18 protein-coding genes and 3 pseudogenes are annotated in these 20,570 nt (G+C 71.3%); 14 read left to right on the top strand and 7 right to left on the bottom strand.

Annotated features, from left to right (window positions below; genetic code table 11):
- The first annotated feature begins 227 nt into the window (after positions 1 to 227).
- From J2Z30_RS24830 to J2Z30_RS24820, 3 genes are all read left to right on the top strand, one after another.
- Complete coding sequence (locus tag J2Z30_RS24830; protein ID WP_044570066.1) at positions 228 to 1,085, top strand: DUF4097 family beta strand repeat-containing protein; 858 nt, start codon at positions 228 to 230, stop codon at positions 1,083 to 1,085.
- Entirely contained in the window at positions 1,085 to 2,167 is a 1,083-nt protein-coding gene (locus J2Z30_RS24825) for a PadR family transcriptional regulator (RefSeq protein WP_044570067.1), read from the top strand. The genes J2Z30_RS24830 and J2Z30_RS24825 overlap by 1 nt, the downstream gene beginning before the upstream one ends.
- Positions 2,168 to 3,081: 914 nt before the next feature.
- A complete protein-coding gene (locus tag J2Z30_RS24820; RefSeq protein WP_044570069.1) occupies positions 3,082 to 3,843 on the top strand; it encodes an antibiotic biosynthesis monooxygenase in 762 nt (253 codons plus the stop codon).
- Between the two features lie 106 nt (positions 3,844 to 3,949).
- On the opposite strand, the gene J2Z30_RS24815 is transcribed toward J2Z30_RS24820, so the two are convergent.
- Together J2Z30_RS24815 and J2Z30_RS24810 are read right to left on the bottom strand one after the other, a co-directional pair.
- Positions 3,950 to 4,912 (bottom strand): zinc-binding dehydrogenase, encoded by a 963-nt coding sequence (locus tag J2Z30_RS24815; RefSeq protein ID WP_044581401.1) that lies wholly within the window; start codon positions 4,910 to 4,912, stop codon positions 3,950 to 3,952.
- 169 nt (positions 4,913 to 5,081) lie between these two features.
- A complete protein-coding gene (locus tag J2Z30_RS24810) occupies positions 5,082 to 6,314 on the bottom strand; it encodes an NAD(P)-dependent malic enzyme (RefSeq protein WP_044570070.1) in 1,233 nt (410 codons plus the stop codon).
- A 511-nt stretch (positions 6,315 to 6,825) separates the two neighbouring features.
- Between J2Z30_RS24810 and J2Z30_RS24805 the strand changes: the two genes are divergently transcribed.
- From J2Z30_RS24805 to J2Z30_RS24795, 3 genes are read left to right on the top strand one after another with little or no spacing between them, the layout of a single operon-like run.
- On the top strand, positions 6,826 to 7,779 hold the full coding sequence (locus J2Z30_RS24805; RefSeq protein ID WP_044570073.1) for an ABC transporter substrate-binding protein: 954 nt from the start codon (positions 6,826 to 6,828) through the stop codon (positions 7,777 to 7,779).
- A gap of 43 nt (positions 7,780 to 7,822) precedes the next feature.
- Positions 7,823 to 8,761, top strand: a complete 939-nt coding sequence (locus J2Z30_RS24800) for an amino acid ABC transporter permease (protein WP_044570075.1) — start codon at positions 7,823 to 7,825, stop codon at positions 8,759 to 8,761.
- The gene (locus tag J2Z30_RS24795) at positions 8,758 to 9,519 is read left to right on the top strand and encodes an amino acid ABC transporter ATP-binding protein (protein ID WP_044570077.1); all 762 of its coding nucleotides are present in this window, start codon (positions 8,758 to 8,760) and stop codon (positions 9,517 to 9,519) included. Before J2Z30_RS24800 ends, J2Z30_RS24795 begins: the two co-directional genes overlap by 4 nt.
- Positions 9,520 to 9,734: 215 nt before the next feature.
- Here J2Z30_RS24795 and J2Z30_RS24790 read toward each other — a convergent pair whose 3' ends face one another.
- On the bottom strand, positions 9,735 to 10,511 hold the full coding sequence (locus J2Z30_RS24790; RefSeq protein ID WP_044570080.1) for a class I SAM-dependent methyltransferase: 777 nt from the start codon (positions 10,509 to 10,511) through the stop codon (positions 9,735 to 9,737).
- A gap of 118 nt (positions 10,512 to 10,629) precedes the next feature.
- On the opposite strand from J2Z30_RS24790, the gene J2Z30_RS24785 reads away from it, so the two are divergent.
- Positions 10,630 to 11,289: a CGNR zinc finger domain-containing protein gene (locus J2Z30_RS24785; RefSeq protein WP_044570083.1), complete on the top strand. Its 660-nt coding sequence runs from the start codon at positions 10,630 to 10,632 to the stop codon at positions 11,287 to 11,289.
- Between the two features lie 104 nt (positions 11,290 to 11,393).
- Here the strand turns inward: J2Z30_RS24785 and J2Z30_RS51770 are convergent.
- Positions 11,394 to 11,561 (bottom strand): annotated as a pseudogene (locus tag J2Z30_RS51770) (S24 family peptidase); the annotation flags it as partial.
- A 253-nt stretch (positions 11,562 to 11,814) separates the two neighbouring features.
- Here J2Z30_RS51770 and sodN point away from each other — a divergent pair.
- The 3 genes and pseudogenes from sodN (at position 11,815) to J2Z30_RS24765 (ending at position 12,930) form a co-directional block, all read left to right on the top strand.
- The gene (gene sodN / locus J2Z30_RS24775) at positions 11,815 to 12,210 is read left to right on the top strand and encodes a superoxide dismutase, Ni (RefSeq protein WP_020868495.1); all 396 of its coding nucleotides are present in this window, start codon (positions 11,815 to 11,817) and stop codon (positions 12,208 to 12,210) included.
- Between the two features lie 175 nt (positions 12,211 to 12,385).
- Positions 12,386 to 12,577, top strand: a pseudogene (locus J2Z30_RS24770) (hypothetical protein); the annotation flags it as partial.
- On the top strand, positions 12,574 to 12,930 hold the full coding sequence (locus J2Z30_RS24765) for an ASCH domain-containing protein (RefSeq protein ID WP_044570088.1): 357 nt from the start codon (positions 12,574 to 12,576) through the stop codon (positions 12,928 to 12,930). The pseudogene J2Z30_RS24770 and the gene J2Z30_RS24765, both read left to right, overlap by 4 nt.
- Positions 12,931 to 12,952: 22 nt before the next feature.
- Here the strand turns inward: J2Z30_RS24765 and J2Z30_RS24760 are convergent, their stop codons facing one another.
- Positions 12,953 to 13,513 (bottom strand): TetR/AcrR family transcriptional regulator, encoded by a 561-nt coding sequence (locus J2Z30_RS24760; protein WP_044570090.1) that lies wholly within the window; start codon positions 13,511 to 13,513, stop codon positions 12,953 to 12,955.
- Positions 13,514 to 13,644: 131 nt separating this feature from the next.
- Between J2Z30_RS24760 and J2Z30_RS24755 the strand changes: the two genes are divergently transcribed.
- Together J2Z30_RS24755 and J2Z30_RS24750 are read left to right on the top strand one after the other, a co-directional pair.
- Positions 13,645 to 14,571 carry an NmrA/HSCARG family protein gene (locus J2Z30_RS24755; RefSeq protein WP_044570092.1) on the top strand — a complete coding sequence of 309 codons (927 nt, stop codon included), beginning with the start codon at positions 13,645 to 13,647 and terminating at the stop codon, positions 14,569 to 14,571.
- 140 nt (positions 14,572 to 14,711) lie between these two features.
- The gene (locus J2Z30_RS24750; protein ID WP_044570093.1) at positions 14,712 to 17,159 is read left to right on the top strand and encodes a SpoIIE family protein phosphatase; all 2,448 of its coding nucleotides are present in this window, start codon (positions 14,712 to 14,714) and stop codon (positions 17,157 to 17,159) included.
- Positions 17,160 to 17,228: 69 nt separating this feature from the next.
- Here the strand turns inward: J2Z30_RS24750 and J2Z30_RS24745 are convergent, their stop codons facing one another.
- Positions 17,229 to 17,738 (bottom strand): pyridoxamine 5'-phosphate oxidase family protein, encoded by a 510-nt coding sequence (locus J2Z30_RS24745; RefSeq protein WP_044570095.1) that lies wholly within the window; start codon positions 17,736 to 17,738, stop codon positions 17,229 to 17,231.
- Positions 17,739 to 18,134: 396 nt separating this feature from the next.
- Positions 18,135 to 19,064 (bottom strand): annotated as a pseudogene (locus J2Z30_RS24740) (LysR family transcriptional regulator); the annotation flags it as partial.
- Between the two features lie 304 nt (positions 19,065 to 19,368).
- Here J2Z30_RS24740 and snpA point away from each other — a divergent pair.
- Both snpA and J2Z30_RS24730 read left to right on the top strand, forming a co-directional pair.
- Positions 19,369 to 20,034, top strand: a complete 666-nt coding sequence (snpA, locus tag J2Z30_RS24735) for a snapalysin (RefSeq protein WP_044570098.1) — start codon at positions 19,369 to 19,371, stop codon at positions 20,032 to 20,034.
- A gap of 269 nt (positions 20,035 to 20,303) precedes the next feature.
- Positions 20,304 to 20,522 (top strand): hypothetical protein, encoded by a 219-nt coding sequence (locus J2Z30_RS24730; protein ID WP_044570100.1) that lies wholly within the window; start codon positions 20,304 to 20,306, stop codon positions 20,520 to 20,522.
- Positions 20,523 to 20,570 lie beyond the last annotated feature (48 nt).

Raw genomic sequence — 20,570 nt, 5'->3', positions numbered from 1 at the left:
CACAGAGAAACGATGGCTGCGCCATGCATCTTCCATCACCTCGTGCGATTGTGCACGGATGCAGGGCCGGATCAGGGGCGGATCAGGGCCAGACCAGAGACGGATCGGGCCGGATCAGGGGCGGACCGGGCTTGACTCCGCCCGTCCGCGATATATCGTGTTATGCGGGAGACACGATATGTTGCGTCCAGATGGCGCGTCGCACGTCCAGCCAGGGGAGGCCAGGGATGTCAGCCCGATCACAGTGGTCGATCAACGCGCCACAGAAACTCACCCTCGACGACCCGGTGTCCACGCTCGACGTCCAGATCGCGGGCGGCACGGTCAACGTGGTCGGCGCCGCCCCCGGCCCCGCCCGGCTCGAGGTCTCGGAGATCGACGGCCCGCCGCTGAAGGTCACCCACATCGACGGCACCCTGAGCGTGGGCTATGACGACCTCCCCCGGAAGGGCTTCCGCAAGTGGCTCGGCCATTACACCCGCACCGCCCATGTCACCCTCACCGTGCCCGTCGGCACCAGCGCCACCGTCGGCGTGATCGGGGGCTCCGCCGTGGTCTCCGGGCTGTCCGGCCGTGCCGAGCTGCGCGGCGTCTCCGGCGACTTCACCCTGCTCGGGCTGACCGGTCCGGTCCAGGCCGACACCGTATCCGGCCGGGTCGAGGCCCAGGCCGTCACCGGAGACATGCGGTTCCACTCCGTCTCCGGCGACCTCACCGTCATCGAGGGCTCCGGGCCCTCGGTGCGGGCCGAGTCGGTCAGTGGCGACATGGTGCTCGACCTGGCCCCCGCCCCCGAGTGCTCCGACATCTGCCTCACCACCGTCTCCGGTGAGATCGCCATCCGGCTGCCGCACCCCACCGACGCGGAGGTGGAGGCCAACACGGCCAGCGGCTCGGTCTCCAACGGCTTCGACGATCTGCGGGTCACCGGCCAGTGGGGCGCCAAGAGGATCACCGGCCGGCTCGGCGCGGGCAATGGCAGCCTCAAGGCCACCACCCTCTCGGGCGCCATCGCGCTGCTGCGCCGTCCACCGTCCGAGGAGGACACGGACACCACCGACGGCACCCAGGGAAAGGTCCTCTGATGCCCCCCGTATTCGCCCACGGCCGACTGCGCCTGTATCTGCTCAAGCTGCTCGACGAGGCGCCGCGCCATGGCTATGAGGTCATCCGTCTGCTGGAGGAGCGGTTCCAGGGGCTGTACGCGCCCTCGGCCGGCACCGTCTATCCGCGGCTGGCCAAGCTCGAGGCCGAGGGGCTGGTCACCCACACCACCGAGGGCGGCCGCAAGGTCTACTCCATCACCGACGCCGGGCGCGCCGAACTGGCCGACCGCAGCGGTGAGCTGGCCGATCTGGAGCTGGAGATCCGCGAGTCGGTCGCCGAACTCGCCGCCGAGATCCGGGAGGACGTCCGCGGCTCCGCGAGCGATCTGCGGCGGGAGATGCGCGAGGCGGCCCAGCAGGCCCGCGCCTCCGGCGGCGCCCGGGACAAGCAGGCCCCGTGGGAGGGGACGTGGGGCGACAAGGAGACGTGGCGGCAGGCGAAGGAGGAGATGCGGCGCGCGAAGGAGGAGTGGAAGGAGCAGGCGCGCCGGGCCAAGGAGGAGAGCCGGCGGGCCCGGCAGGACGCCCAGCGCGCCCGTAAGCAGGCCAGGGACGCGCAGGACTTCGCACGCGAGGAGGTCCAGCGGATCGCCCGGCGGGTCCAGGAGCAGACGCAGGAGCACATCCGGGCGGGCGACTGGCAGCGAGCGGTGCGCGAGGGGCTGGCCGAGGTGTCACGCGGGATGGGCCGGATCTCCCGGCCGGGCACCTCGCGCTCGGACTGGGGCTGGGGCTGGGACGACGAGACGTCCGGGCCGGATGTCACGGTCGATCGGGTGGACATGACGAAGCCGGAGGGCGGCAGCGCGGAGGAGAAGCCGACCGCCGGGGACGGTGGCGGCGGCACGGCCGGGGCGCGGGAGCCCGAGTGGGCCAGGGACTTCACCCCCTCCGGCGCCCCCGCCCGCGATCTGGAGCGGTTGCTCGACCGGTTCCGAGACGACGTCCGCGACGCGGCCCGCGACCACGGGGTGACGGACGCCCAGCTGACCGAGGCCCACCACCACCTGGGGGCAGCCGCGGCACGGATCACCGCGCTGCTGCGGGGGGACCGGACGTAGGGGCTGTCCGGCGGGCCTTGACGCCTGCGGCGGGCTGTTCCCCTCCCCGCCCCTTCCCGTTACCAGGGGCTTCGCCCCTGGACCCCGGGCTCCAGGGGCGAAGCCCTGCCACCCGGCGAAGCCGCATATCGATGCGCGGGAAGGGCAGAGCCCCGGTCCGGGATCAGGGGCGGAGCCCCGGTATAGGGATCAGGCGCACAGCCCCGGCCCGGGGACTGGGGCACAGCCCCGGTATCGGGGTCTGGGGCACAGCCCCGGTTTCGGGGTCTGGGGCGGAGCCCCGGGCCGGGGTCTGGGGCGGAGCCCCGGTTTCGGGGTCTGGGGCGGAGCCCCGGGCCGGGGTCTGGGGCGGAGCCCGGGTATCGGGGTCAGGCGCACAGCCCCGGGCCGGGGTCTGGGGCACAGCCCCGGTTTCGGGGTCTGGGGCACAGCCCCGGCCCGGGATCAGGCGCACAGCCCCGGTTTCGGGATCAGGCGCACAGCCCCGGCCCGGGATCAGGCGCACAGCCCCGGCCCGGGATCAGGCGCACAGCCCCGGTTTCGGGGTCAGGGGCACAGCCCCGGTATCGGGGTCTGGGGCGGAGCCCCGGTATCGGGGTCTGGGGCGGAGCCCCGGTTTTGGGAAGGGGCGGGGAGGGGAAAGCCCCGCCGGACACCCCGTAAGCGCTCCGCTGGACGTGCCCTGACCTGCCGTCGATCGTCCGCGGCGCCATCGTGGCTGTTCGCGCCCACGCGCGGCGGAGCCGCACATCGACTCGGCCCCACGCCCCCTGGCCGCTTGACTTGAACCGCGGTTGAAGTTTCAGGATCGGGGTCGGAGGGGCGCACCACGGGGGAGCGCCCCTCCGGCCCCGATGCATGCCTCTCCCCCGGCCTGTTCGGCTTCCGACGTCCGCAACCGCGAGGAGACCGCCATGTCCGCCCCGACCAGCTCCGGACCGCTGCCCGATCTCACCCGGCCCGATGTGGGCGCCGCGCTGTTCAGCACCTGGAGCGTGGGCACACCGGAACGGCAGCGGGCCACGGTCGACACCATCGGCGCCACCTGGGACAGCAGCCCCTGGCCGGCGCCTGAGCTGCTCTCGTACAACCTCTACGCGGGCACCGACGGCGATACGCTGATGCACCACTCCCAGTGGGCCGACGAGGCCGCCTACCACGCCTTCTTCCGGACCCAGCGCCAGCAGCGCAATGACGCGGTCGACAGCGCGGTCCCGGACATCGAGCGGCTCGGTCTCGCGTACTACCGCCACTACCGCCACTACCGCCACTACCGCGGCCTCCAGGCGCCGGCCGCCGACCAGGGGGCAACGACGGATCCCGGGCTGTTCGTCGTGGTCGAGATCGACTTCAACGACCCCGATCCCCAGGCCCGCCGGTCCTGGGTGGACCTGGTCATCGAGGCCCTGGAGAGCGAGCCCGACCCGGGCCTGCTCTCCGCCGACTTCCATCTGATCGCCGATGGCGAGCGCCATCTGTCGACCGACCGCGCCCGGGTGCTCAACTACGCCCGCTGGACCGACGTGGAGGCGTACGAGGCGGCCCTGGCGGCCGACGGGCCGCGCGGCGGCGGCTCGTCCGCCTGGGACCGGGTGCGCGACTTCCCCGCTCTGGTGGGTGCCTCGTCCCGCTCCTATCGCTTCCGGCGGAGCTTCGTACGCCCGTCGGCGCCGTAACGGAATTCCGGGAATTCACCGGAGCGCGAGAGAGTCGGCGGGCAGCCGTGTATTACTCCGCGAATCCCCGGCCCGCACAACGGCCGGGGATATGCCGCCGCGATATTCAGACCGTCAGCACGACCTTGCCGAAGAGATCGCCGCCCGCCATCTTCTCGAACCCCTCACGGGCCCGGTCCAGCGGCAGCACCGAATCGATCACCGGCCGTACCCCGCGCGCGGCGCAGAAGCTCAGCAGATCCTCCAGCTCGTCCTTCCCGCCCATCGTGGAGCCGACGACCTTCAGCTCCAGGAAGAAGATCCGGTTGAGCTCGGCGGCCTTCGGGTTGGGGCCGCTGGTGGCACCCGAAATCACCAGCGTGCCGCCGGGCTTGAGGGACTTCACCGAATGCGACCAGGTCGCGGCGCCCACCGTCTCGATCACGGCGTCCACCCGGCGCGGCAGCCGCTCCCCCGGCTCGTACGCGCCCTCGGCGCCCAGCTCCACGGCGCGTGCCCGCTTGGCCTCGTCACGGCTGGTGGCCAGCACCCGCAGCCCGGCGGCCGCGCCCAGCACGATCGCCGCGGTGGCCACACCGCCCCCGGCGCCCTGGACCAGGACGCTGTCGCCGGGGCGCACCCCCGCGTTGGTGAACAGCATCCGGTACGCGGTCAGCCAGGCCGTGGGCAGGCAGGCGGCCTCCTCGAAGGAGAGCTCCTCGGGCTTGGGCAGCACATTCCAGCTGGGGACGGTCACCTTCTCGGCGAAGGTGCCCTGGTAGCGCTCGGTGAGGATGGAGCGGGGCTCCTTCGGGCCGACGCCGTGTCCGCTCTGGCCGATGACGGAGTGGAGGACGACCTCGTTGCCGTCCTCGTCGATCCCGGCCGCGTCACAGCCGAGGATCATCGGAAGCGACTCCTCGCCGAGGCCCACGCCGCGCAGCGACCACAGGTCGTGGTGGTTGAGCGAGGCGGCCTTGACGTTCACGGTGGTCCAGCCGGGCCGGGCCGCCGGCTCGGGGCGCTCCCCCAGTTCGAGGCCGCTCAGCGGCTGGTCACGGTCGATACGTGCGGCATAGGCAGCGAACATGATCCCGACCTTAGGCCGCGGGGCGACCCCACGGAACCGCACCACGGTGTGACCCCGCTCGCCCGCCGGACAGCGCACGGGCCGGGCCACCCCTCCGGCTGAGGGGCGGCCCGGCCCGTAACGGCACCTGTGGTCGTTGGTGAACGCCACCCGGGCCCCTGGCGGGGCGTCAGCGGCGGGCGACACCCTCCGCGCGGGCGGCCGCGGCGACGGCCGCGGTCACGGCGGGGGCGACCCGATCGTCGAACGGCGAGGGGATGACCTTGTCCGCGCTCAGCTCGTCGGCCACCACGGCGGCCAGCGCCTCGGCGGCCGCGAGCTTCATGCCCTCGGTGATCCGGGAGGCCCGGACCTGGAGGGCGCCCGCGAAGATGCCGGGGAAGGCGAGGACGTTGTTGATCTGGTTCGGGAAGTCGCTGCGCCCGGTGGCGACCACGGACGCGTACTGGTGGGCGACGTCCGGGTGGATCTCCGGGTTGGGGTTGGCCATCGCGAAGATGAAGGCGTCCGGCGCCATCTTGGCCACCGCGTCCTCCGGCACCGTGCCGCCGCTGACGCCGATGAAGACGTCGGCGCCGTCCAGCGCGGCCTCCAGGGATCCGGTGAGCCCGGCCTTGTTGGTGAAGCCGGCCAGCTCGCGCTTGACGTCGGTGAGGTCCTCGCGGTCCGGTGAGACGACGCCCTTGCGGTCGCACACGGCCACGTCGCCGATGCCCGCCTCGGTGAGGATCCGGGCGATGGCCACACCGGCGGCGCCCGCCCCGGAGATGACGGCGCGCAGCTGACCCAGCGCGCGGTTCGTCAGCTTGGCGGCGTTGCGCAGCGCGGCGAGGGTGACCACCGCCGTGCCGTGCTGGTCGTCGTGGAAGATCGGGATGTCGACCCGCTCCTGGAGCTTGCGCTCGATCTCGAAGCAGCGGGGCGCGGAGATGTCCTCCAGATTGACGCCGCCGAACGAGGGCGCGAACCGGGCGACGGTCTCCACGATCTCGTCCACGTCCCGGCAGTCGAGCGCGATCGGCACCGCGTCCACACCACCGAACTGCTTGAAGAGGATCGCCTTGCCCTCCATCACCGGGAGGGACGCCTCCGGACCGATGTCGCCGAGCCCCAGCACCGCGCTGCCGTCCGTCACCACGGCGACGACCTGGGACTTCCAGGTGTAGTCGTGGACGAGCTCGGGCTGCTCGGCGATCGCGCTGCACACCTTGGCCACGCCCGGTGTGTACGCGAGGGACAGATCGTCCCGGTTGCGCACGGGCACGGTCGCCTGGACGGCCATCTTGCCGCCGCGGTGCAGGGCGAACGCCGGATCGAAGGGCTCCCCATCGGTCACGCCTTCGGCTCCTTCGCCACTGCCGCTTGTGCTGTCGCTGCGAGGATTGACCATCTCCGCTGCCACTGTTTTGACCCCTTTGTCGTTTTTCTGTCGAGGGTATCCGCCCCAGGTTCGGAGCGGGCGGGCACCGCGTCGTCCCATCCAGCGGATGACCACCGCATGGGTGTGGGTACGAACGCCGGGCGCGTCGCACACGCGCCCTGAGCCCCGGGTGCGGGGTGTAGCCGTCTTTTCTACCTGAAGCGCGCGCCGAGGGACGAGCGAGTTCTGGTGCCATGACGCCGGTAAACCAGGCATTACGCCTGAAGGCGGGCGAAGCTCTGGGGAAAGTCCATGCCGCTGTCACGCGCTGTTCCCCGCATGATCATGAGCCCGCCCGCGTCACCGGCCGCCGCTGTCCGGCCGGTACCGCTGTCCGATTGTGCACCACGGGGATCGCCCGTTATCCGATTTTGACATGGCCGGTGACCCGTACGGGCCCGTCCGATGGCAAGATGCCCCAATCACACGAGATCGCGACACCCACAAACGTGTTCCCGAAATCTCGCCGCCTCACCCTGCCGGAGGAACCAGCATGACCGCCAGCTTCACGCCCCGTGGGGCCACCCTGAAGTCCCGGATGGCCCCCGTCGGCGCGATAGCGGTGGTAGGCGTCCTGCTGCTGACGGGCTGCGGCGATCAGACCGACAAGGCCACGGGCGGGTCCAACAGCAACTCCGCCCCGCTGTTCAACCAGCTGCCCAAGGAGATCCAGAGCGCCAAGGTGATCAAGGTGGGCTCGGACATCAACTACCCGCCGGTCGAGTTCAAGAAGAACGGCCAGGTCATGGGCATCGACCCGGACATCGCCGATGCGCTCGGCAAGCAGCTCGGGGTGAAGTTCGAGTTCAACAACGGCACCTTCGACACCCTGCTCTCGGGTCTGCGCTCCAAGCGCTACGACATCGCCATGTCGGCCATGACCGACAACAAGGGCCGCCAGGAGGGCGTCGACCCGGACACCGGCAAGAAGGCGGGCGAGGGCGTCGACTTCGTCGACTACTTCACCGCGGGTGTCTCGATCTACACCAAGAAGGGCGCCAACGCGTCCATCAAGACCTGGGACGACCTGTGCGGCAAGAAGATCGTCGTGCAGCGCGGCACCGTCTCCCACGACCTGGCCAAGTCCCAGTCGAAGACCTGCCAGAAGAACGGCAAGGGCAAGATCTCGGTCGAGGCGTTCGGCAATGACACCGAGGCCCAGACCCGGCTGCGCGGCGGTGGCGCCGTCGCCGGCTCCAGCGACTTCCCGGTGGCCGCGTACGCGGTGAAGACCTCCGGCGGCGGCAAGGACTTCGAGCTCGTCGGCGATCAGGTGGAGGCGGCCCCGTACGGCATCGCCGTCGCCAAGAAGAACACCCAGCTGCGCGATGCGCTCAAGCAGGCCCTCGCCCTGATCATCGCGAACGGCGAATACGACAAGATCATCGCGAAGTGGGGCGTCAAGGACGGCGCGGTCACCAAGGCCATCATCAACGGCGGCAAGTGATCCGGCCCTCCCCCGTCCGCGCTCGCGCTGAAAGGCACCATCCGTGACTACTAAGATCGAAAAGGCGGGTCCGGTCGACGCCCCGCCGCCGGCGCCGGAGAGCATCAAGGCCATCCCGGTGCGGCACTACGGCCGCTGGGTCGCCGCGATCATCGCCATCGCCCTGATCGTCCTGCTGATCTCCGCCTTCGCCCGCGGTGACGTCAACTGGAACGCCATCCCGGACTACTTCTTCGACGGCGAGGTCCTCAGGGGCGTTCGCAACACCGTCTGGATCACCGTCCTCTCGATGGTGGTCGGCGTGGTCCTCGGCATCGTCCTCGCGGTGATGCGGCTGTCGAAGAACCCGGTGACCGCCTCCATCGCCTGGGGCTACATCTGGTTCTTCCGTGGCACCCCGGTCTATGTGCAGCTGCTGGTCTGGTTCAACCTCGGTCTGGTGTTCGACTACATCAACATCATGCCGATCTACAAGGACGAGTGGTCGGACTTCATGACCCCGTTCCTGGCCGCCCTGCTGGGCCTGGGCCTGAACGAGGCCGCGTACATGGCGGAGATCTGCCGGGCGGGCATCCAGTCGGTCGACGAGGGCCAGTCCGAGGCCGCCCAGGCGCTCGGCATGAGCCACGCCAAGACGCTGCGCCGGGTGGTGCTGCCGCAGGCGATGCGGGTGATCGTGCCGCCGACCGGCAATGAGTTCATCAACATGCTCAAGACCACCTCGCTGGTGATCGCGGTGCAGTACTGGGACCTGCTCCAGGCGACCTCCGAGGTCGGGCAGAACTCCGGCGCCACGGCGGAGATGCTCTTCCTCGCGGCCGCCTGGTATCTGATCCTCACCTCCGTGCTCAGCGTCGGCCAGTACTACCTGGAGCGGTACTACGCGCGCGGCTCGAGCCGTAGCCTGCCGGACACCCCGCTGCAGCGGGTCCGGGCCAATCTGCTCTCCCTCGGCAACCGCTCCGGAGGTATCGGCGCATGACCGCAATGGTGAAGGCCGAGGGCGTCCACAAGTCCTTCGGCCCGGTTCAGGTCCTCAAGGGCATCGACCTCGAGGTCGCCCCGCGCGAGGTGTTCTGTCTGATCGGCCCGTCCGGCTCCGGCAAGTCCACCTTCCTGCGCTGCATCAACCACCTGGAGAAGGTCAATTCCGGGCGGCTGTACGTGGACGGCGAGCTGGTCGGCTACCGCCAGAAGGGCGACAAGCTCTACGAGCTCAAGGACCGCGAGGTCGCCGAGAAGCGGCGCGACATCGGCATGGTCTTCCAGCGCTTCAACCTCTTCCCGCATATGACCGCGCTGGAGAACGTGATCGAGGCGCCGGTCCAGGTCAAGCGGGAGTCCAAGGCGGTGGCGCGGGAGCGCGCGCAGAAGCTGCTGGACCGGGTGGGCCTCGCCGACAAGGCGGCCAACTACCCCTCCCAGCTCTCCGGCGGCCAGCAGCAGCGCGTGGCGATCGCGCGGGCGCTGGCGATGGAGCCGAAGCTGATGCTCTTCGACGAGCCCACCTCGGCGCTCGACCCGGAGCTGGTCGGCGATGTGCTCGATGTGATGCGCGGGCTCGCGGAGGACGGCATGACGATGATCGTCGTGACGCATGAGATGGGCTTCGCGCGCGAGGTCGGCGACTCGGTCGTCTTCATGGACGACGGCGTGGTGGTGGAGTCCGGCCATCCGCGGGAGGTGCTGACCAATCCGCGGCACGAGCGGACGAAGTCGTTCCTCTCCAAGGTGCTGTAGGCGCTCCGCTGGAAGTGCCCTGACCTGCCGTCGATCGTCCGCGGCACCATCGTGGCTGGTCGCGTCCGCGCGGCGGAGCCGCACATCGGCACAGCCCCGCGCCCCTTCGGGGCGTCACCGAACCGCAGCCGACTTCCGCCGATCCGAGGCGCGGCAGATGCGCGAGGGCGGTACGGCCATCGGCCCGTACCGCCCTCGCGCACTCCGCCCCGGGGTCACTTCAGCCCGAGCACCATCGCGTCCGAGGGCGAGCACCAGACGGCCCGCGCCTCCCCGAAGCCCCCCGTGCGCAGGGCCTCGACATGCCAGGCGACGGACTGCGTCTCCCCGTCCGCGTGGTCGCCGTTCGCCGGATTCCCGAAGATCGCGAACCGCTCGGCTACCGGCCCGGCCAGCGCCTGGTCCCGCGCGGCGGTCTGCCACCAGTCCACCCAGTCCTGGCTGCCCGCGGCCTTGGCCCGCGTCCGCCGCGCCTCCTGGTACGCGTGGTCGGCGGCGTTGAGCCGGGGCGTATCCGGATCGGGCATATGGTCGGCGTTGAGGAACACCCCGCCCTCCCGTACGACGCCCGCGATCTGCCCGTACAGCACCCGCAGCTCGTCAGAGCGCAACCAGTGGAGCGCCGTGGCGGTCAGGACGGCGTCGTACTCGCGGTGCGGCAGCCGCTCGGTCCACTTGGGATCACGCAGATCGACGGTCACGAACTCGGCGCGCGGCTCGGCCGCGAAGTGGCCGCGGGCGATCGTCAGCAGCGCGGGGTCGAGGTCGACACCGGTGCTGGTGGCGCCCGGGAACCGGCGCAGCGCCCGGTCCGAGATACTGCCCGTGCCACACGCCAGGTCGAGGATCCGGGGCTCCGGGCCGACGACGGCCTCGACCGTGTCGAGCATCACCCGGAACCGTTCCTCACGATCGGGGAGGTACCACTCCTGCTGCCGGTCCCAGCTCCGCTGCCACGCCTGCCAGTCCGCCACGGCGACGGTGTCCGTCATCGAGCCCCTCCAAGCCATGCGTCATCGTCTCGGCGCAGCCGCCCGTAATACCCTCGTAGGCAGAACGCCTCTTACCTGACCTGATGTGACCATAGACCGCCGTTCGTAAGGACCACAAGTGGAACTGGCTTATTACTCGGATCTCGCCGTGCGCCTGGTCAACAGCGAGGAGCCGAGCCGCGGCACCGACACCCTGACCTCGGTGGAGGCCGTACGGGCGCTCTTCGGGGAGAGTCAGCAGGCCCGGCGGACGACAGACTCGGATGTCACCCGGCTGAGGTCGGTCAGGGCCCGGCTGCGCGCGGTGTTCGAGGCGGCGGCGGGCGGCGACGAGGTACTGGCGGTGGACCTGCTGAACGCGCTGCTCATCGAGTTCCCGGTGAGTCCGCAGATTTCCGGCCATGAGACCCGCGACGAGGACGGCCGCCCCGACTGGCATATGCATATCGCGGACTACGCCGCCAACGCGGGCGCGGGCTACGCCGCGACCGCCTCGATGGGGCTGGCCTTCCACCTCACCGAACTGGGCGCCGACCGGCTGGGCATCTGTGAGGCGTCACCCTGCCGCAACGCCTATCTCGACACATCGACAAATCGTTCCCGGCGCTACTGCTCCGACCGCTGCGCCACCCGCGCCAATGTGGCCGCCTACCGCGCCCGCAAACGCCTGGACGCCGAGCGGACGGCCGGCCCGGAGCGCAGCCGCCGCCAGGACCGCGAGCCCACGGGCCGTACGGCGGACACCACCCAGGAGACCAGCCCGGCCATCGACCGCTGACCACCGCGCCGGGCGCTCCGCAGCGGCCGCACCCGCACCCAGGCCCGAGCCACCACCAGCTCGTCCGGCACGACGCCGAACTCCCGGCTGTCGTTCTCCACGTACGGGTTGTCGCCCTTGACCCACCAGCCGCCCTCGCGCCGCTCCACCGCGCGTTTGACGATCAGCAGATCCTGCCGGAACGGATGGCGCAAAACCACCACGTCCCCCGGCCGTACGGGCGCGCCGTAGCGCACCACCAACTGGTCGCCGGGGTACAGCGTCGGCTGCATCGACGGGTTGTACACCTCCGCGAGCCCGATCCGCAGCAGCCCGCGCTGGTCGCGGTCCGGCTCCTGGCCGCGATCGCCCTGCTGCTCCCGCATCACGGCACCTCCGGTCCTCACCCTGCACCCATCACGATCCCAGGCATCCCAGCCTTGCACTGGACTTTTGACCTAAGCCCCCCGGGGCACCCGAGAAAAGGCTTCCCCCACGGAGTAATCTCGCACCTGAGAAGACGATCACGTATGGAAGGACAGCTCTATGCTCTCCCGCCTGTTCGCCCCCAAGGTTCAGGTCAGCGCCCACTGCGACCTGCCCTGCGGTGTGTACGACCCGGCTCAGGCCCGCATCGAAGCCGAGTCCGTCAAGGCCGTCCAGGAGAAGTACCAGGCCAACGAGGACCCGCACTTCCGCGCCCGTGCCACCACCATCAAGGAGGAGCGCGCGGAGCTCGCCAAGCACCATGTCTCGGTGCTGTGGAGCGACTACTTCAAGCCCCCGCACTTCGAGAAGTACCCCGAGCTGCACCAGCTGGTCAACGACACCCTCAAGGCCCTGAGCGCGGCCAAGGGCTCGACCGACCCGGCCACGGGGCAGAAGGCCCTGGACTACATCGCCCAGATCGACAAGATCTTCTGGGAGACCAAGAAGGGCTGACCCCGCCCTTCCTCAGCACCACGAGACCGCACCCGAGCCGCCCCGAGCGGCCCGGGTGCGGTCTTCTTTCGGCCCGGCATGGATCCATCGCGTGATGTGGGCGGATCAGCGCCGGCAGACGAGCACACCGCCCTTGCAGTGGATTTCGAACGCACCGTGCCGGGAGATGCCCGCGCCCGACGGCACCGCCGAGTGGATGCTCGACACCCGGAAATGGCCCGGCACCACCACGGAGTACGCCGAGCAACTGCTGTCCCTGGCCGATACCTTGCTGTCGGACCCGCGCCACTTCCTCCGGTCGTACTCAGCGGCCGAGATCGGCCGCATGACGACCGCACCAGCCATCAGGAGCGTCCCCGCCCCGTGACCGACGCCACCGCCCGCGTCCGCGAGCTCAACCTCTACCGCCAGTACTTCGACCTCGTCGCCGCGGGCGCCAAGACCATCGAGGTGCGGGTGACATACCCGCACCTCGCCGACCTCGCCCCCGGCGACACCATCCGCTTCCGCGTCAAGGGCACCGACGAGACCTGCGACGTGAAGGTTCTGCGGGTCACCGGGTACGCCGACTTCGAGGGCCTGCTCGACGGCGAGGGGCCGGCCAACGTCAACCCGACCGCCACCCGCGACGCGCAGCTCGCCAACATCCGCGCCATCTACCCTCCCGGGAAGGAAGCCCTCGGTGCCCTCGCCATCGAGATCGAACTTCTCGCGCCGTGACCAGAATCTCCAGTTGCCATCGCTACGCCCGCGGGCTGATGCCCGCCACGGTCAGGTGCAGCAGTCGGGTCGCCTCGGCGGCGGGGTCGGGGTGGTGTTGGGTGGCCAGGGCGATGCCGGCGATCAGGGTGACCAGGTCGACCGGGGTCACGCCGGGGGCCACCGCACCGGCCCGCTCGGCTCGTCGCAGCAGGGGCTCGCCCGCCTCGGCGAGGGGGTTCACGCAGGGGTTCGCGTGTTCCGGGTCGAGTTCCCCGTCCCGTAGGAGCGCGGTGGCCAGGCCCTGCACCGTGGCGGAGTAGACGGTGAGGGCGCCCAGCCAGTCCAGCAGGGCGGCCCGTACGTCGTCCGACTCCGCGAGTTCGCGAGCGCGGGTGGCCAGGGTTTCGATGCGCCCGCGGAAGACCGCTTCCAGCAGGGCGTGCCGGGTGGGGAAGTGGCGGCGGACGGTGGCCGAGCCGACTCCGGCGGTGCGGGCGATCTGCTCCAGGGAGGCGTCGGCGCCGTGCGTGGCGACCTCCTCCTCGGCGACGGCGAGGATGCGCGCGTAGTTGCGCCGGGCGTCCGCGCGCTGGGCGGGCATGGCGTCACCTCCGGGTTGCTAAGTGGCGGGGCCCTCCGTATCGTACCGAGTCGTAAGTGGCGGGGCCCGCCGTTTAATTTACCCAGTCGACTTGTCGATGAGTCGATGCCTTTCTGCCCGAGGAGCGCAGCATGACCGTGGAATCCCCGATGTCCGCCCCCGTCCTCGTCACCGGTGCCACCGGACAGCAGGGCGGCGCCACCGCCCGCGCCCTGCTCTCGGCGGGCGTTCCGGTGCGGGCCCTGGTCCGCGATCCGGCCGGTGAGCGGGCCAAGGCCGTGGCGGCGCTCGGCGCCGAGCTGGTCACCGGCGATCTGCTCGACCTCGACTCGGTGCGGCGGGCCGCCGAGGGGGCGCGTGCCGTCTTCTCGATCCAGATGCCCGATATGAACGATCTCCAGGGCGACTCCGAGTGGGTCCAGGGGCGCAACCTGATCGAGGCCGCGCGGGACGCGGGGGTGGCGCAGTTCGTGCACACCTCCGTCTCCGGTGCCGGGCAGCACCACACCGCGCCCGGCTGGGCGGAGGGCCGCTGGACGGCGTTGGAGCACTACTTCGCGGCCAAGAGCGGCCTCCAGGACCGGATCCGGGAGGCGGGTTTCCGCCACTGGACGCTCCTCAAGCCCGCCTTCTTCATGGAGAACTTCCTGTCCCTGCTCCCGAACGGACCCGAGGGCGGCCTGGCCACCATCCTCGAGCCCGGCACCGAGCTCTCCCTCATCGCCGTCGCCGACATCGGCACGTCGGCCGCCGCGGCCATCGCAGAGCCCGAGCGATTCCACCAGATCGAGCTGGAACTGGCGGGCGACCACATGACCATGACCCGGGTCGCCGAGGTCCTCTCCGAGGTCACGGGCACCGAGCTGACCGCCCCGTCGATGACCGTGGACGAGGCGCTCGCCGCCGGGATGCCGCAGTGGGGCCTCGGGCACGGATGGCTGAACGCGGTCGACCAGCCCGCCCGCCCCGAGTTCGCACGCGCCCTCGGCCTCCCGCTCACGAGCTTCGCCGAGTGGGCCGGGCACCATCTGCGGCCCGCGCGGCCCGCGGTGGTCTGACCCGCGCGCTCCCCGAGGAGGGGGAGTGGCGGCGTCCGCTCCGGGCTCCGGGCCGTGGTTGATGCCCGGACCGGAGTGGACCAGGCTGGAAGGGAGCCCTGGTGGACGGACCCGGTGCCGTCCCCGGAGGGATGGCGAGGATGAAGCGCCACGACAGCGGCTCCGCGCGGGAGCGGGGCGGCTTCGACGAAGCGGATACAGCACGAGCCACCGTCAGCGATGATGGGACGCTGACCAGCTGGAACGAGGGCGCCCGTCGACTGCTCGGGCATCCGTCCCCCGATGTCGTGGGGCGGCCCGCCGCCGAGCTGCTGGCCGATCCGGGCCGCGCGACGGGCGCCGAGGCCCGCCATGCCCGCACCCGGCTGACCCGGTGGCACGGAATCGTGGCGCTACGCCACCGGGACGGCCGCGAGGTGTCCGTACCACTGCTGGCGCACCGCAGACGGCCGGAGGGCGACTGGCTGCTGGTGACCGCGGCACCCCGCGCGGAGCAGCCCCCCGAGTCGTGGAACGACGCGCTGATGCAATGGGCCTACACCCAGTCGCCCTGCCCGATGGCGATCTACGACGCCGATATGCGGCTGCGCAAGGTGAACGCCGAGATGGCCCGCGTCACCGGCCTCCCCGAGGCGGAGATCCGCGGTCTGCGGCTGTCGGAGATCAAGGGCAAGCTCCAGAGCGAACAGCTCGAAGCGGCCATGCGCCATGTGCTGACCACCGGCGAGCCGCGCGAGGTGGAGACGTATCTGCGCACCGGAAGCGGCGAGGTCAAGGAGCGGGCCTGGTCGGCCCGGTTCGCCCCGCTACAGGCGAGGGACGGGCGGGTGTACGCGGTCTGCATGGCGGCGCACGACATCACCGATCAGTATCTGGCCCGCCAGCGGCTGCTGCTGCTGAGCGCGGCCAGTGAACGGATCGGCTCCACCCTCGACATCGACCACACCGCGCAGGAGCTCGCCGACGTCTGCGTACCGCGGCTGGCCGACTACACCAGCATCGACCTGCTGGACCGGCTGACCCAGGCCGAGGAGCTGCCGTCCGGGCCGCTCACCGACCCCGTCGTGCTGCGCCGCGCCGCCCGGCAGTCCATTTACGAGGGATGCCCGGAGTCCGTGGTGCCGGTGGGGAAGGTGGACACCTACCCGAAGGTCTCACCGATGGCCGAATGCCTGGTGGCGGGGCGTCCCATCATCCACACGTCCTCCGACCCCTCGATCGCCAAGTGGGGGGCGCTGAAGCCCGAGCGCGCCGAGGCGATCCGGCGGTTCGGCGTCCACTCGATCATGTCGGTGCCGATCCGGGCGCGGGGGACGACGCTCGGAGTGGCCGTGTTCGCCCGCCACCGCACCCCCGAGGCGTTCACCCAGGACGATGTGGTGCTGGCCGAGGAGATCACCACCCGGGCCGCCGTCTGTGTGGACAACGCCCGCCGCTTCACCCGGGAGCGCAACACCGCCCTGGCCCTGCAGCGCAGCCTGCTGCCGCAGACCCTCCCCCAGCCGCCGGCCGTCGAGGTCGCCTCCCGCTATCTGCCCGCGGGCCCGTACGCGGGCGCGGGCGGGGACTGGTTCGACGTCATCCCGCTCTCCGGGGCACGGGTCGCGCTGGTGGTGGGCGATGTGGTCGGCCACGGCATCCAGGCGTCGGCCACCATGGGCCGGCTGCGGACGGCGGTCCGTACCCTCGCCGACGTCGATCTGCCGCCGGACGAGCTGCTCACCCACCTCGACGACCTGGTGATCCACCTGGCCGCGGAGACCGGGGCCGAGGAGGCCACCGGCGATGTGGGGGCCACCTGTCTGTACGCGGTCTACGACCCGGTCTCGCACCACTGCTCACTGGCCGCGGCCGGGCATCCCGCCCCGGCGCTGGCCAGGCCCGACGGCTCCGTGGAGTTCCTGCCGGTGCCGCCCGGACCGCCGCTGGGGGTCGGCGGGCTGCCCTTCGAGGCGATGGAGACCGAGCTGCCCGAGGACGCCGTGCTCGCCCTCTACACCAACGGGCTGATGGGGGAATGGGACCGCGATGTGGACGAGGGGCGTCTGCTGCTGGCCGACGCGCTGGCCCACCCCTGCGCCTCCCTGAGCGGCACCTGCGACGCCGTACTGCGGACGCTTCTCCCGGGCGAGGGCGTGCTGGACGACGTCGCGCTGCTGCTCGCCCGCACCCGTGCCCTGGACGCGGCGCACGTGGCCACCTGGGACGTGCCCGCCGACCCGGCGTGGGTGGCGCGGTCCCGCCGGAACGTGACGGAGCGGCTGACCGAATGGGGGCTCGACGAGGCCGTCTTCACCACCGAGCTGGTCGTCAGCGAACTGGTCACCAACGCCATCCGGCACGCCGTCCCGCCCATCCAGCTGCGGCTGATCCATGACCACTCGCTGATCTGCGAGGTCACCGACTCCTCCAGCACCGCTCCGCATATGCGCCGCGCCCGCACCTTCGACGAGGGCGGCCGCGGGCTGCTGCTGGTCGCGCGGCTCAGCCAGCGCTGGGGAAGCCGCCAGACCGCCGAGGGCAAGACGATCTGGTCGGAGCAGACGCTGCCGGTGGGGCTGCCCGGCGGGCTGCTCAACCTGGACTGACGGGGCTGACAGGACCCACGGGACGCACGGGACTGACGGGACTGAACGGCCCAGGGGCCTCCGTAGGCGTCAGAAGCGCCAGCGCGTCTGGCCGTACTCGCCCTTGCGGAAGCCGAACGCAGTGGCCGGGGCGACCCGGAAGACCAGGGCCTCATGGCCCTCGTGGTGGAAGGCGCCGTCGCGCACCTGGAAGGTCCACTCCTCGCCGTACTTCTCCACGTACGCCGCGGCGATCCGCCGCAGCGTGGCGTCGTCCCGCACCGGCTCGGCCGCGCCCTCGACCACCAGGTCAAGACCCTCGCGCAGCACCCCCGCACCCGTGGTGAGGGCGCAGCGCGGATTGTGCGCGAGGTTGCGGGCCTTCTGCTCGGCGGGGCCGGTGCAGAAGCAGAGCGCGCCGTCGAGCCAGACGGCGATGAGCGGGGTGACGTGGGGGCGGCCGTCCCGGCGGACCGTGGACAGCCAGTAGAGCTCCGCGGCCGCCAGCCCCGCACGCCCCTCCGGCCAGGCGATGGCGGTGGCGTCCGGGCTGCTGAAACGGGTGTCCAGCGCGGTCTGCGGTTCGTGCTCGGTGATCATCTGTTCGCTCCTCGCATGGCGTGGCGGTCCGGTGCGGTCCCATGTGCTTGGACCGCCCGGCGGAGCGAAAGTCATCGCTCGCCACCCCGTCGAAGCTACGAATTCGGGGCTACGAATTCGGGGCTACGAGACCTCGGCGGGGCCGGCGAGCCCCAGGATGTCGAGTTCGTCGCGGGTCGGGGGCTCCTGAAGGCGCAGCAGCGGGCTCTCGTTGCGGACCAGCCACTGGCGGTACGCGACGCTCGCCCAGGCGATCTCGAAGTACGCGTCCGCCAGGTCGCCGAAGAGGGCGTCCACATCGAGGGGCGCACCGGATGCCGTGGCATCGACGTCGACGGGCACACCGGACACCGGGTCCGGGGCGGGTTCGATGGCGGCGGTACGGGCCGCCATGTCCGGGGCGGATTCGGTGCCACCGGTACGGGCCCCCGGGTCCGGAGCGGAACCATCGGCGCCGGTACGGGCCCCCGGGTCCGGAGCGAATCCGTCGGCGCCGGTACGGGCCGCCGGGACCGCCCGTGAGGCCAGGAACAGCCGGACCGTCAGCGGATCCCCGTGCAGCGGGCGGACCGCCACGCCCTGGCGGGACCGGGCGGTGGGCTGGCAGGGGGTGACCACCTCGCCCGAGGCGACCAGATCGGCGGCGGTCAGATAGTCCCCGTAGACCACCCTCGGATTGAGCCCGGCGGCGGCCAGCACCCGGCGCAGCCCGGGTCCCTCGCCGTCCACGCTGGGGTCCACCATCCACTGGTCGGCGGCGAGCTCGGGAAGCCGCACCACGGGCCGCGCGGCGGCCGGATGGGTTTCGGCCAGCGCCACGAACTGCGGCTCCCGCTCCACGAGCACCCGGCGCTCCACGCCCTCGGGCACCCGCAGCGGCGCGCCCTCGACCTCGTGGACGAAGGCGACGTCCAGCTGGTTGGCGGCGACCATCTGCAGCAGCGCGTTGGCGGAGACGTCGATGTGGATGGTGGTGTCCGCGTCCGGGTAGCGGGCGCGGAGCCTGCGCAGCCAGCCGACCACGGCCCGGCTGCCCGTGCTGCCGATGCGCAGCCGGGCGTCGGCGGTCTGCCCCGCCTCCAGCCGGACCTCGCTGACGAGCGCGTTCATCTCGGCCACGATCGGCCGGGCGCGGCACAGCACCGACCGGCCCAGCGGGGTCGGCCGACTGCCGGTGACCTCCCGCGAGAACAGCCGGCCGCCGACGGTGTTCTCGATCCGCCGGAGCTGGGTCGTCAAGGACGGCTGGGTCATGCCCAGTTGACGCGCCGCCTTCCGTAGGCTGCCGGTGTCGGCTATGGCGCACAGTGCACGGAGGTGCCTCACCTCGAGCTCCACGGCGGGAGCATAACTGCGCACTTGTCCGTCACACCAGACTCTGAAATCCCGCCAACCCATACCGGAAACGATCAATCGGTGGTCAAACACGGGTCAACGGGGTGTCAAACGCCGGTCATCGGCCGGGGCCTGAACACCCGGCGGGGGATATGCCTTCGTCCTATCACCAGTTGATATCTCCGCGTACGGCCGGTTCTCCTCAAGACTCTGCGTCAGCCAAGAGTTCATCCCACGGCCCCGGCCGCCACCCCACACGGCGACCGGGGCCCGAGGACGATGAGGAGCCCCCCACATGTCACTCCCCAAGCTGGCGCTGTCCGCGACGATCGGCCTCGGCCTGGCGGTGTCCCTGTCCGCCATGCCCGCGTCCGCGGCCACGCCCGACCACTCCACGGCCCAGCGCGGTGCCGCGGCCGCCGCCTACACGGCGAGCGGCGAGGAGCGGGCCGACACCGACGCCTTCATCAAGGCCGTCATGAAGTCGGCGCTGGAGAAGAAGGCGAAGTCGCACAGTGCGACGGCGGCCGTCACCGTGACCTACAACGCGAGCCAGGCCCCGACCTTCCAGTCGGTGATATCCCGCTCCGCCCAGATCTGGAACTCCGCGGTGAGCAACGTGAAGCTCCAGGAGGGCAGCAGCGCGGACTTCACCTACCGCGAGGGCAATGACCCCCGGGGCTCGTACGCGAGCACCGACGGGCACGGCAGCGGCTATGTCTTCCTGGACTACGCCCAGAACCAGGAGTACGACTCGACCCGGGTCACCGCGCACGAGACCGGCCATGTGCTGGGTCTGCCGGACCACTACGAGGGTCCGTGCAGCGAGCTGATGTCCGGCGGCGGCCCCGGCACGTCCTGCACCAACTCGCAGCCGAACCAGGCCGAGATCAGCCGCGTCAACCAGCTCTGGGCCAATGGCCTGGCCAAGCTCGAGAAGCAGCTGGCCAAGACCCACTGAGACCGCCGAACCCACTGATCCGCTGGATCAGGGCCTGACCGCCCGCACCCGGTTCCCGACGCCGGGTGCGGGCGCTCGGCGTGTGCGGACGCTTACGGGGTGTCCGGCACACCACGCGACGGAGCCGACACCTGGGCCCGCGCGGCCCCGGTGGTCACGGGAAGCGACGCCGCCTCCGGCCGGAGGTACCGTATAGGCACCAGGAGCATTTCGCACAAACCGGCCGGATTCCCTCCAGCTGTGGGCCCCGGTCCCAGGGAGTGAGCACCATGGAGACGCTGATCACCGTGGTCGTCATCCTCGCGCTGATCGCCGTGGGCGCCCTGCTGATCCACCGGACCAATGTCCAGAACGGCAACCGCATGTCCCCCGAGAGCCACGAGACCCTCCCGGGCGGCGGGCGGGCCCGCCATCGCGCCTGGGGCCGCGGGCGGCAGCACCGAGGCCATCGCGCGCCCCCTCCCCCGCCCCAGGACCGCCGGCCCTAGCGCGCCCTGCAGGGCGTCCGGCGCAGGAGTTCCGCCCCTGGACCCCGG

Origin of the sequence: Streptomyces iranensis, from assembly GCF_017874715.1 — a bacterium.
GTDB classification, from domain to species: domain Bacteria; phylum Actinomycetota; class Actinomycetes; order Streptomycetales; family Streptomycetaceae; genus Streptomyces; species Streptomyces iranensis.
The sequence above is the reverse complement of the archived record's forward strand: the minus strand, read 5'-3'. Positions and strand labels throughout refer to the sequence as shown.

Excerpts from the sequence above, each read along its gene's own strand:
- J2Z30_RS24830 (WP_044570066.1), top strand. The coding sequence starts at position 228 with ATGTCAGCCCGATCACAGTGGTCGATCAACGCGCCACAGAAACTCACC.
- J2Z30_RS24825 (WP_044570067.1), top strand. The coding sequence starts at position 1,085 with ATGCCCCCCGTATTCGCCCACGGCCGACTGCGCCTGTATCTGCTCAAG.
- J2Z30_RS24820 (WP_044570069.1), top strand. The coding sequence starts at position 3,082 with ATGTCCGCCCCGACCAGCTCCGGACCGCTGCCCGATCTCACCCGGCCC.
- J2Z30_RS24815 (WP_044581401.1), bottom strand. The coding sequence starts at position 4,912 with ATGTTCGCTGCCTATGCCGCACGTATCGACCGTGACCAGCCGCTGAGC.
- J2Z30_RS24805 (WP_044570073.1), top strand. The coding sequence starts at position 6,826 with ATGACCGCCAGCTTCACGCCCCGTGGGGCCACCCTGAAGTCCCGGATG.
- J2Z30_RS24795 (WP_044570077.1), top strand. The coding sequence starts at position 8,758 with ATGACCGCAATGGTGAAGGCCGAGGGCGTCCACAAGTCCTTCGGCCCG.
- J2Z30_RS24790 (WP_044570080.1), bottom strand. The coding sequence starts at position 10,511 with ATGACGGACACCGTCGCCGTGGCGGACTGGCAGGCGTGGCAGCGGAGC.
- sodN (WP_020868495.1), top strand. The coding sequence starts at position 11,815 with ATGCTCTCCCGCCTGTTCGCCCCCAAGGTTCAGGTCAGCGCCCACTGC.
- J2Z30_RS24760 (WP_044570090.1), bottom strand. The coding sequence starts at position 13,513 with ATGCCCGCCCAGCGCGCGGACGCCCGGCGCAACTACGCGCGCATCCTC.
- J2Z30_RS24755 (WP_044570092.1), top strand. The coding sequence starts at position 13,645 with ATGACCGTGGAATCCCCGATGTCCGCCCCCGTCCTCGTCACCGGTGCC.
- J2Z30_RS24750 (WP_044570093.1), top strand. The coding sequence starts at position 14,712 with ATGAAGCGCCACGACAGCGGCTCCGCGCGGGAGCGGGGCGGCTTCGAC.
- J2Z30_RS24745 (WP_044570095.1), bottom strand. The coding sequence starts at position 17,738 with ATGATCACCGAGCACGAACCGCAGACCGCGCTGGACACCCGTTTCAGC.
- snpA (WP_044570098.1), top strand. The coding sequence starts at position 19,369 with ATGTCACTCCCCAAGCTGGCGCTGTCCGCGACGATCGGCCTCGGCCTG.
- J2Z30_RS24730 (WP_044570100.1), top strand. The coding sequence starts at position 20,304 with ATGGAGACGCTGATCACCGTGGTCGTCATCCTCGCGCTGATCGCCGTG.